11 protein-coding genes are annotated in these 11,270 nt (G+C 46.3%); 4 read left to right on the top strand and 7 right to left on the bottom strand.

From position 1 onward, the window contains the following. Window positions 1-110: 110 nt before the first annotated feature. Window positions 111-686 carry a phosphoribosylglycinamide formyltransferase gene (gene purN / locus B3Z75_RS01105; protein ID WP_294066851.1) on the bottom strand — a complete coding sequence of 192 codons (576 nt, stop codon included), beginning with the start codon at window positions 684-686 and terminating at the stop codon, window positions 111-113. Window positions 687-839: 153 nt separating this feature from the next. On the opposite strand from purN, the gene B3Z75_RS01100 reads away from it, so the two are divergent. From B3Z75_RS01100 to rnc, 3 genes are read left to right on the top strand one after another with little or no spacing between them, the layout of a single operon-like run. Further along, a complete protein-coding gene (locus B3Z75_RS01100; protein WP_294066848.1) occupies window positions 840-1,076 on the top strand; it encodes an acyl carrier protein in 237 nt (78 codons plus the stop codon). Between the two features lie 12 nt (window positions 1,077-1,088). After that, window positions 1,089-2,351: a beta-ketoacyl-ACP synthase II gene (gene fabF, locus B3Z75_RS01095; protein WP_294066845.1), complete on the top strand. Its 1,263-nt coding sequence runs from the start codon at window positions 1,089-1,091 to the stop codon at window positions 2,349-2,351. Window position 2,352: 1 nt separating this feature from the next. After that, window positions 2,353-3,198: a ribonuclease III gene (gene rnc / locus B3Z75_RS01090; RefSeq protein ID WP_294066842.1), complete on the top strand. Its 846-nt coding sequence runs from the start codon at window positions 2,353-2,355 to the stop codon at window positions 3,196-3,198. Window positions 3,199-3,242: 44 nt separating this feature from the next. Here rnc and B3Z75_RS01085 read toward each other — a convergent pair whose 3' ends face one another. The 3 genes from B3Z75_RS01085 to surE form a co-directional block, all read right to left on the bottom strand. Further along, window positions 3,243-4,259, bottom strand: coding sequence for an ATP-dependent 6-phosphofructokinase (locus B3Z75_RS01085; protein WP_294066839.1), 1,017 nt, complete (start codon window positions 4,257-4,259; stop codon window positions 3,243-3,245). Between the two features lie 119 nt (window positions 4,260-4,378). Continuing rightward, entirely contained in the window at window positions 4,379-5,518 is a 1,140-nt protein-coding gene (lpxB, locus tag B3Z75_RS01080; protein ID WP_294066836.1) for a lipid-A-disaccharide synthase, read from the bottom strand. A gap of 98 nt (window positions 5,519-5,616) precedes the next feature. After that, on the bottom strand, window positions 5,617-6,381 hold the full coding sequence (gene surE, locus B3Z75_RS01075) for a 5'/3'-nucleotidase SurE (protein ID WP_294066833.1): 765 nt from the start codon (window positions 6,379-6,381) through the stop codon (window positions 5,617-5,619). Between the two features lie 160 nt (window positions 6,382-6,541). Here surE and B3Z75_RS01070 point away from each other — a divergent pair, with 160 nt between their 5' ends. Then, entirely contained in the window at window positions 6,542-8,170 is a 1,629-nt protein-coding gene (locus B3Z75_RS01070; RefSeq protein WP_294066830.1) for an alkaline phosphatase, read from the top strand. A 39-nt stretch (window positions 8,171-8,209) separates the two neighbouring features. On the opposite strand, the gene B3Z75_RS01065 is transcribed toward B3Z75_RS01070, so the two are convergent. The 3 genes from B3Z75_RS01065 to purD all read right to left on the bottom strand — a co-directional run bounded on the left by B3Z75_RS01065 (window position 8,210) and on the right by purD (window position 11,133). Beyond that, window positions 8,210-8,713: a DUF4251 domain-containing protein gene (locus tag B3Z75_RS01065; RefSeq protein WP_294066827.1), complete on the bottom strand. Its 504-nt coding sequence runs from the start codon at window positions 8,711-8,713 to the stop codon at window positions 8,210-8,212. Window positions 8,714-8,832: 119 nt separating this feature from the next. Next, window positions 8,833-9,837, bottom strand: coding sequence for a hypothetical protein (locus B3Z75_RS01060; RefSeq protein WP_294066825.1), 1,005 nt, complete (start codon window positions 9,835-9,837; stop codon window positions 8,833-8,835). 18 nt (window positions 9,838-9,855) lie between these two features. Further along, window positions 9,856-11,133, bottom strand: a complete 1,278-nt coding sequence (gene purD, locus B3Z75_RS01055) for a phosphoribosylamine--glycine ligase (protein ID WP_294066822.1) — start codon at window positions 11,131-11,133, stop codon at window positions 9,856-9,858. Window positions 11,134-11,270: the final 137 nt, after the last annotated feature.

Raw genomic sequence — 11,270 nt, 5'->3', positions numbered from 1 at the left:
CCAATTACGCCACAGCCGCAAAATGGACTGCAAAGATACAATTTATTTTGCAACCTTCCGTTTTCCCGCCATATTTTTTTACCGTTATTCTATAAGGGAATGACCGGGTTCTACATATATAGCCCTTTTACGACAGCCTCTATTACCCGGGGGAAATGAGCATACTCCAAAGCGTGTACCCTGGAAGCAAGGGCGTCTAAGGTGTCGAGGGGCAGTACTTCACAGGTGGCCTGAAAGATGATGTCTCCCTCGTCATAATGCTCATTTACATAGTGAATGGTGATTCCCGATTCGGTTTCGCATGCATCAATCACTGCCTGATGTACCCTATCGCCGTACATTCCTTTTCCGCCGTATTTAGGGAGCAACGCAGGATGAACATTGATTATACGGCCGGGGAAAGCGTCGAGAATGGGTTGCGAAATTTTTAACAGGAAACCAGCCAGTACGATGAAATCAATCTTATATTCCCGTAGGATGTCCAGTATTTTTGACCCTTCACCGAACTCCTCCTTTGTAAAGGTACAGGAAGGAATATCGTGCCTCCTTGCCCGTTCATGAACGTATGCATCTGCATTATTGGAGATTATGAGTGAAATACGGATGTCGGCGTGACCACAAAAATAGTTGGCAATGTTCTCGGCATTGCTGCCGCTACCCGATGCGAAGATGGCAATATCTGTCATTTACTATATCTTTTTATGCACAAAAAAACGTGATTTGTGCATTATTTTTGATTTTAGTCGTCAAAAGTTTGCACAATTAGAGAAAAAATGCGTTACTTTGCAATCGCAAATTTAAGAATAAAATTTTTCATTTATTAATTAATATCGAAAGTTATGTCTGAAGTAGCACAAAGAGTAAAATCGATCATTGTCGACAAATTAGGCGTTGAAGAATCAGAAGTTACTGAAACAGCCAGCTTTACCAATGATCTGGGAGCAGACTCACTTGACACCGTGGAACTGATCATGGAATTCGAAAAAGAGTTCAACATCTCAATTCCGGATGATCAGGCAGAAAAGATCTCCACTGTGGGTGACGCTGTTTCTTATGTAGAACAACACGCGAAATAATCCATTTTATTCATGGAGTTAAAAAGAGTAGTAGTAACAGGCCTGGGGACAATTACCCCGTTGGGGAACGACGTGCAAACCACGTGGGAAAATGCCTTAGCGGGTAAGAGTGGCGCCGGGCCTATTACTCATTTTGATGCATCGCTTTTCAAGACACAGTTTGCCTGTGAAGTAAAAGATTTCGACCCTAGCGATCTATTCGAGCGCAAGGAGGCAAGGAAGTATGACCGTTATGCCCAGTTGGCCATCCATGCAGCCAAAGAAGCAATGGAGGACTCGGGGCTTGATCTGGAGAATGAAAACACAGATCGCATAGGGGTAATATTTTCTGCAGGGATCGGAGGAATAAGAACATTTGAAGACGAGGTAGGTGACTATTATATCAATAAGGAGAAAGGACCACGGTTCAACCCCTTTTTCATTCCGAAAATGATAGCGGATATCGCAGCTGGGCATATCTCTATGATTTATGGACTGAGGGGTCCCAACTACGCCACCGTGTCGGCCTGTGCTTCATCTACAAACGCAATCGTAGATGCGTTCAATCTTATTCGCCTCGGAAAAGCAAATGCAATTGTCACCGGAGGTGCCGAAGCAACCATCAGCCCATCAGCGGTAGGAGGCTTCAACGCCATGCACGCCTTATCCACACGCAACGATGCTCCGCAGACTGCATCACGACCATTTAGCGCCAGTCGCGACGGTTTTGTGATTGGCGAGGGGGGTACCGCTATCATCCTGGAAGAGTTGGAACATGCCATTGCACGCGGCGCTACCATTTACGCAGAAGTTGTGGGTGGGGGCATGTCGGCAGACGCTTATCATATCACAGCTTCACATCCTGAGGGACTGGGCGCCAGACTGGTAATGCGTAATGCACTGGAAGATGCCGAAATGAAGCCGGAAGATATTGACTACATCAACGTCCACGGCACCTCAACACCTGTGGGAGATATCTCGGAAGTAAAAGCTATCCTCGATGTGTTTGGCGACCACAGTTACAAACTGAACATCAGCTCCACCAAATCAATGACCGGACACCTTCTGGGAGGTGCAGGTGCACTGGAGGCCTTGTTTAGTATCCTGGCAATCAGAGATCAGATTGTCCCCCCCACCATTAACCACGAAGAAGGGGATGAGGATCCCGAGATTGACTACAACCTGAATTTTACATTCAACAAAGCTCAAAAAAGGAAGATAAGAGCTGCGTTATCGAACACTTTTGGCTTTGGGGGACACAACGCAAGTGTAATTCTCAAGCAATACATCAAGTAGTGTGTTAAGAAGATTCGTAAAAAGGATCAAGGCTCTTCCGCATAAAGGCAAAGAGCCTTATCTTTCGTTTTATAACGTATTGAGATTCTACCCTGACAGGATAGACCTCTACAGAGAAGCCATGACGCATCGCTCTTCTTCCATTCGTTCAAAGAAAGGTAGATGGGTAAACAACGAACGCCTTGAGTTTCTGGGCGATGCCATTCTCGATGCCATCGTTGCCGACATCCTTTATAAAAAATTTGAACATAAAAAAGAGGGGTTTCTAACCAGTACCCGTTCGCGTATTGTGCAACGGGAGACACTCAATAAACTGGCCGTTGAGCTGGGACTCGACAAGCTCATCATCTCCTCTACACGTAACCTCGCACACAACACCAATATCTACGGAGATGCTTTGGAAGCACTTATTGGTGCCATCTATCTTGACCAAGGATATCGGGTTGCCAAAAAGTTCGTATACGAAACGCTCATCAAGCAACATTTAAACATAGAAACTGTACTGAAGAGTGAGGTCGACTTCAAATCGCGTCTCATTGAATGGGGACAAAAAAACAAAGTGGACGTTCTCTTCGAGGTAACGGATGCCTCCTACGATGCACAAAACAATCCTGTTTTCAGTTCTTGCGTTAAAGTGGCCGGAGTGGAGATCGGGTCAGGGAAAGGTTACTCAAAAAAAGAATCTCATCAAATGGCCGCAAAGGTGGCTATCAGGAAGCTCCGTGAGAGCAACGAACTGCAGGAGGTACTTGCACAGACATCCGCCCCAAACATATCAGCACCGGGCAATCACATACAGGAAGCTCCCCTTCCCAATTTGGGAGACCAGACCACAGAAGAACTTTAATTATTCAGATACAGAGGCACCAGGCAGTGCCTCTTTTCGTTTTCTCACCATACACCAAACGATATTCCCATCCGTTTCCCCTGTACCACAAGCGGACTATCAGGAGTTACCAGACGTAGCTTCCCGGCTACGTCAGACAAAGGCACATCGGAGATGGCATTACCCAACCGGGCAACCATTCTGCCGAATTTTCCTTCGTGAATCAGTTCTGCAGCATGTCCGCCCAGCAACGTTCCCAGAATTCGGTCATAAGGCGAGGGAGATCCCCCACGTTGAATATAGCCAAGGACGGTCTCACGCGTCTCAAAACCTGTTTGTCCCTCTATTTCACGGGCAAAATAAGTGGCCGGTCGTTCTCTGGTTGGCACCTCCACGCCTTCTGCAACAGCTACAATGGAATAAGCTTTTCCCAACTCCATTCGTTTATTGATTTTGTCGATAACAACATTCATATTGTAACCAAGCTCCGGCAGAAGAATGATGTCGGCTCCTCCCGACATTCCGGCATAGAGTGTGATCCAGCCTGCATGATGTCCCATCAGCTCAATTACCATAACGCGACGGTGCGAGCTGGCCGTAGAGTGGAGCCTGTCGATGGCTTCAGTAGCGATATTTACTGCAGTATCAAAACCAAAGGTGATGTCTGTACCGTACACATCATTATCGATGGTTTTGGGGATGCCAATCACATTCAGTCCCAACTCAGAAAGCATACAGGTTGTACGTTGCGTGCCGTTTCCCCCAATGCATACCAGACAATCGAGTCCCAGTTCGTGATAGGCATTCTTTATTTGTTCACGGTCTTTCTCGTCGGGAGAGGTAATCATTTTCCGAAACACCTTTTCGCGCGCTGTTCCCAGAATGGTACCCCCCAGATTCAATATGCCGGATAAAGAAGGGTCGGTAAGTTCCACAATATCTTTATACAACAATCCGGAAAAACCATTCAGGATGCCAATCACCTGCATACCATAGTTGTTAATGGCTGTTTTGCCTACGCCCCGTATGGTTGCGTTAATACCGGGTGCGTCTCCACCCGAACTGAGAATACCTACCTTCATTATTTTATTGTTTATTATCCACACAAAGGAAACAAAAATGAGAGAATAAAAGTTTATCCGGAGAAAATATTTACAAACTCTTTTTACAAGATAAGGTGCAACTATGGTCCGACAAAAAATTAATCAGGCTGTAACTGGCGGTAAATAATTCCGGCAGCCCTGTCAGATGCCCCAGGATCGCCAAGTTTCTGTAGCATCTCCTTGTAATTATCCAGCATATTTTGCCGGTAACCTTGCACATGGAGCAATTGTGTCAACTCCGTCCTGATATGATCGACTGTGAATTTTTTTGCAAAAAGCTCTTTCACAACCTCTCTGCCACAGATCAGGTTTACCAGTGAGATAAACGGCGTATGCAAAATGTGCTGAAATCCCCATGAGGACAATTTTGGCATTGACATCCTGTAACAAACCACTTGCGGCACATTCAGCAAAGCCGTTTCGAGCGTAGCTGTGCCCGATGTCACCAGGGCTGCGTCCGATTGCGCCAAAATCCTGTATGTACGATTAAACAAAACCTTTACGGGTGGAAATAGACGCTCAAATTCTTTGTAAAACTCGGGGTCAATTCCCGGCGCACCGGCCACCACTATCTGGTAGCCCTCGGCGAACCCTTTCGCTGCTTCCAGCATAGCGGGCAAATTATTGGCGATTTCCTGTTTTCGACTTCCGGCCAGCAGTGCGATGATGGGTTTGTTTTCGAGATGATGGGCATTTACAAATGCATCGAAAGACTCTCTCTGGTAATCCCGGTGCATAACAGCATCAACCGTGGGGTTACCCACATAGTGAACCTTGTACCGATGCTTTTTGAAAAAATCAACTTCAAAAGGAAGGATGCAAAGCATCTCGTCCACATACTTCTTAAGCGATTTCACCCGGTACTCTTTCCAGGCCCAAACCTTAGGTGAGATATAATAGTTAACCGGAATATGCAGGCGGGTCTTCACATACTTTGCCACCTTCAGGTTGAATCCGGGATAATCTACCAATATGACCACATCGGGCTGATAAGTGGCAATATCTCTTTTGCAGAGTTCCAGATTACGAAGAATAGTCCGTGCATGCAATACCACCGGTAAAATTCCCATGTAAGCCATTTCACGGTAATGCTTTACCAGCATACCGCCTTTCGATTGCATCAGATCGCCTCCCAAAAAGCGGAAATCAGCATCTTTATCCAGTTCTTTGAGAGATTGCATCAGGTTGGATGCGTGCAAATCGCCCGACGCTTCACCCGCCACAAGATAATACTTCATATATTTAACTATCAGCTGTAAGCAAAAATCTTTCGGTTCTTTGATCATGTCCCCCTTAATCTGGAACAAGGAACATCAGGCTTGCGAACCTATTAACGTTATACGTTCCATTTTGTCAGTTCGGGCAAAAAATCATAGGCCGTCATATCTATCTTCACCGGCACAACGGCTGCATACCCGTTGGCCAATGCCCACTCATCGCTGCTGTCGTTTTCCTCCTCCCAGTTCTCAAAGTTACCGGTCATCCAGAAAACATCCTTCCCCGATCCGTCCTTCGACCGATAGTATTCGTTCACCCACTTCCCCTGCGTCTGTGTGGTCATGCGAATACCTTTCACCTTCCCCATAGGTACGTTCACGTTCAGACAAACGCCTTTGGGCAGTCCAGCCTCAAGAACCTTCTTTGCCAGGTTGCGGGCAACTGTTGCCGTAGCCGAGAAATCAGCATCGGGGGTAAAATCGCAAAGCGAAAAGCCGACAGAAGGTACATCAAATACGCAACCTTCGATGGCAGCACCCATCGTGCCGGAATAGAGAACGCTGATTCCGGCATTGGAGCCGTGATTGATTCCGGAAACCAGCAGATCGGGCTTGCGATCTACAAATTCATTCAACGCCAGTTTCACGCAATCAACAGGGGTTCCGTTGCAAATATATGCCTTCAAGTCTTTCTCGTGGTGAATCATCCTTGCCCGTAACGGATGTGAAGTTGTTATGGCACTCGACATTCCGGAACGGTGTGAATCGGGTGCAAACACGATAACCTCTCCCAATCCCTTCATCGCTTCGGTCAGCGACGCAATTCCTTTTGCCTGATATCCGTCGTCATTGGTAATCAATATCAGGGGTTTTCTATCACTCATGCTCTCTTTTTATTTTTATGAAACACAAATATAGCGAAAATCAAGCAGTTTTATAACCTGCAGAAAGTGATAAAACTGCTGTTTTCAGATTCTTGACAAAATCGTAACAACTATTTAGTAACTTTGCATGTTTACATCACACATTCAAAACATCAATGCAATGAGAAAAATAAACATACTCCTATCTCTATTCATCTTTTCAGTCTCACTTTTTGCTCAGGAAGTGAAGCCGGTGAAAAATATCATCGTAATGATTCCCGACGGGACTTCCATAGGCGTTTATTCTGCAGCCCGCTGGTTCAAATATTACAACGGCATGGGAAAAAATCTGCACATTGACCCATATCTCACCGGAACTGTCACCACCTTCTCCTCCAACGCACCCATCGGCGACTCTGCCCCAACGGGCTCAACCTATGCTACCGGCGTCTTGCAACAATCGGGCAACGTGGCCATTCATCCGGAGGTGTCGGACAACGACCTCTTCCCGGTCGATGGGACACGCACCTGGCAGCCTGCGGCGACTATTCTGGAAGCTTTGAAGATAGAAAAACGAAAGGCCGTGGGGCTGGTTGTGACCTGCGAATTTCCGCATGCCACACCGGCCGACTTCTCGGCGCATCATTACAAAAGGAGTAACTACGATGCTCTTGCCCCACAGATGGCATACCAAGACATGGATGTCATGTTCGGCGGCGGGAACGGCATCCTTACCGATGATATCAGACAGCATTTCAAAAGAAACGGAACAACCCTAATTTGTAACGACCGGGATGCACTCCTGAACTACAATGAAGAGGGAAAAGTATGGGCACTTTTTGGGGACAAAGCATTGCCCTATGACATCGACAGAAACCCTGATAAGGTGCCCTCCCTTGCAGAAATGACCGGAAAGGCAATTCAACTTCTATCGAAAGAGGAAGAAGGTTTCTTTCTCATGGTGGAAGGGAGTCAGGTAGACTGGGCCGCCCATGCCAACGATGCAGCTGCCATCATTCACGAGTTCCTGGCCTTTGACGAAGCCGTGGGAAAAGCGATGGATTTTGCCCGTACAAACGGGAATACAGCCGTGTTGGTTCTGGCCGACCACGGCAACAGTGGTTTTACAATCGGCACAAAAAACTGCCCCGGATACGACAAGCTTTCAGCGGATCAGTTATTTGGCACAGTATCAAAAATTAAGCTGAGCGCCAACGGCATCGAATCGATACTGGTAAACACAAAACCCGGCGACATCAAGGCTGTATTCAAAGAGTATACAGACATTGACATCACCGATGAAGAGCTACAAACGCTGCTCTCCTCAAAAAATTACCAGGAAGGTGACTATACAAAAGTCGGCACAAGTAACAATATGATCCACAACATTGTAAACATAATCAACTCACGCACCTGCTTCGGCTTCACCACGGGGGGACATACCGGCGAGGAAGTCCTTCTCGCCTCCTATCATCCACAGGGAGATATCCTCAAAGGACACGTAATGAACACGGAAGTGAACAGCTACCTCCAAAAAGTAGCAGGATTGGACACCTCTTTGCAAGAACTATCGGACAGAATATTCGTGAAACACGATCATGTGTTTGCGGGAATGAACTATTCCATCGATAAGCAGAATCCGGACTTCCCGGTACTTAGAGTGAAAAAAGGAAAAAACAGGCTGGAACTAAAAGCCTTCTCTTCCGTGGCCCAACTGAACGGGAAACCCTTCAATCTGGGATCTGTCATAGTTTATATCGACAAGAACGACACCTTCTATTTACCATCGGCACTTGCTGAAAAGTTATAGATCGTAAAAAAACCCACCAAAACGGTGGGTTTTTTACTCCTATTTCTCCTTTTTGATGTGAATATCACCTTGAAACGAGATGGGCTGTCGATTCATGTCGTTCACATCCAGTCGGGCAGTGCCATTTTCCCAAATATCGAAAAGAAAAGTAACCGGCCGGTCCAGATCGAGAATGGTCACTTCCGTGATCCAGTTTCCTTTACGTTTACCGGGTGAAGATTGAACCGCAAACCTGGTGCTTGTAAAATTAAAACCTCCTTCCCGGGGATCCATCGGCGCACTATACGCCCTCCCGTAATAGGGTAAATATGCTTTTACCGTATCGGGAGATACCTTTACATCATAGTGCGGAGAAAGATAAATTGACCTGTATCCGGTAGGATAGGCATAGGTGGCTTCGAAAATAAAGTCGGACATCTCCACCGCCTGCCTTATGCCGACTGCGAGTTGTTCTCTTTCTGCGGCTGAACGAGTACCACCGCAAGCCTGAAAAAACAGTACTGAAAAGAACAACACAATTCCATAACGAACAAATTCCTTCATAATCATCCTCCTTATCCCTTATTGTTCACTTCATTGCCTTACTTTTAGTATTTACCTGATAATCAAACAACCTCACTCAATAAACAAACGATAAGAGAAGATTGTTTAGCGAAGTATATTCAATTCCCCAAAAAATGAGAGAGATAGAAAAGCAACGCAATCACTACGATCAGCAAAGCCAGATAGATGTATGCTGTTGACTGGGTCCTTGTATAAAAATAGGCATTCAGGTAAGATATCAGAGCGATACAGAGTGTAAGAAAAAACAGAGTCTCCTGCCAATAAACAATTTGTAGCAGCGACTGGAAGATGATCAGAAACACCACAAACTGCATAAAAGTCAACGTGAGCACTTTATCTCGCGAATAAGTTTTGATGCTGAGCACCATATTTAAAATAAAAAAAAGGCCGGTCAGCATAACCACGCCCCACTCTCCCCAGGAGAAACTCGGAAGTTGTGGCAACGAAAAGGAGGAGAGCGAAAGAAACGGGTGCACAAATCCGGGAAGATCATCCACAAGAAAATAAAGGGAGAAGAGTGAGACATACACGAGGAACAAGCCGAACAAAGAGGACAAAAAAGATCGGACGTGAGGGCCGCGCATCGACAGTTCACCACGCCACCACAGAGGAAGTAACGCCAGTGCAAAAATCTGAAAAAGGGATGCTACACCTATCAGTATGGCGGAACGGAAGGAGTAAAGAGTTGCGTCGGCCGTTTGATACGATTTCAACAGAGGAAAAAACGCAATCAGCACAAAAACAACAGCAACGTAATCCGCTGTCATCACCAAAAACCAAGGATGAAGGCTCAGCAGGAAGAGTGGTGCAACAAAAGGAAGACAGGAACGGGACCGGATGAGAGTGAAGCGGCTGTTCATGGCTGATATAAGAAGTGCGATCAGAAAAACCGAAAGCGTGGAAGCAACCACGGACACCATCGGGTCGTCGAACCAATGTGCAACATACTGCCATAAATATCCGGTATCGCTGTATACGAGGGGAGGCACACCTTCTTTTAAGAACAGGGCCATACGCATAAAAATCACAGCCAGGGAAGTGATCAACGGGACAAAGCGTCCCTCAATAACATATGTTCTGAAATATCTTACAACAGCATGCATATTTCGTACCGTCCTCCTTTACCGGTTGCGGAGGTCGAAGCCGATATCTTTTCGGAAATAGGCTTTATCGAAGGTTATCTTGGCAATATTGTTATACGATGTATGCAGCGCCTCCTCCATGGTGCTGCCGTAAGATGTAACGGCAAGTACACGTCCTCCGGCAGTAAGCACCTCCCTGTTTCGACTCTCAGTGCCGGCATGGAAAACAATGCTGTCCATCACGCTGTCAAGTCCCTCTATTCGTTTTCCTTTTTCGTATGCTCCCGGATAGCCGCCGGAAACCATCATGACGGTGGTGGCATACCGATCGTCAATTTCCAGCACACGCTGGCCAAGTGTCTCAGTGGCTACACCAACGAACAACTCCAACAAGTCGGATTTGATGCGCGGCAGCACCACCTCCGTTTCGGGATCTCCCATGCGCACATTGTATTCAATTACTTTCGGATCTCCGTCAACGTTGATCAGTCCCAGGAATATGAATCCTTTGTAGTCGATTTTCTCTTCCTGCAACCCCTTCACGGTGGGTTCCACAATCCGGCTGCGCACCTTTTCCATGAAAATTTCGTTGGCAAAGAGAACAGGCGAAACGGCTCCCATCCCGCCGGTATTTAATCCGGTATCGTGCTCCCCCACTCGTTTATAATCTTTCGCTACGGGTAATATCTTGTAAGACAAACCATCAGTCAACACAAAAACCGAACACTCAATTCCGGACAAAAATTCTTCAATCACCACCTTGCTGCTTGCTTCTCCAAACTTTCCGTTGAGCATTTCCCAAAGCATGCGCTTAGCTTCATTCACATCGTTGAGTATGAGCACACCTTTGCCCGCTGCAAGGCCGTCGGCCTTCAGCACATAAGGTGAAGGAAGAGCATCGAGGAATTCATTTCCTTCCATGATACTGTCCAGTGTAACGCTCTTATAGCGTGCTGTTGGAATATGATGCCGCATCATGAAGCTCTTGGCAAAATCCTTGCTGCCTTCAAGTTGAGCTCCATTTTGAGAGGGGCCGATTACGGCAATGTGACAAATATCCTCATCCTTGTGAAAAAAATCATAGACACCATTCACCAACGGATCTTCGGGCCCCACCACAACCATATCGATATCGTGGCTAAGTGAAAACTGCTTTATCGCTTCAAAATCGGTCACCCCAATGGGTATATTTGTGCCAACCAAAGCCGTACCGGCATTACCGGGAGCAATATACAGATTATTCAGATAGCTACTCTTGCGTATCTTCCATGCCATAGCATGTTCGCGGCCTCCAGAGCCAAGTAAAAGGACATTCATAATGTCAGGGATATATCAATTTTGAAATTACTGTTTAACGCCAATGCAGAGACAACAGGCTACGTTGTGCAAAGCTACTAAAAAAAATCTAAATCAAAGATCGGATGAAGAAAAATGGAGATAATGTTATCTTTGCA

Origin of the sequence: Proteiniphilum sp. UBA1028 (assembly GCF_002316955.1) — a bacterium.
Taxonomy (GTDB): domain Bacteria; phylum Bacteroidota; class Bacteroidia; order Bacteroidales; family Dysgonomonadaceae; genus Proteiniphilum.
Note: the sequence above shows the minus strand (reverse complement) of the source record. Positions and strands in the feature narration are given on the sequence as shown.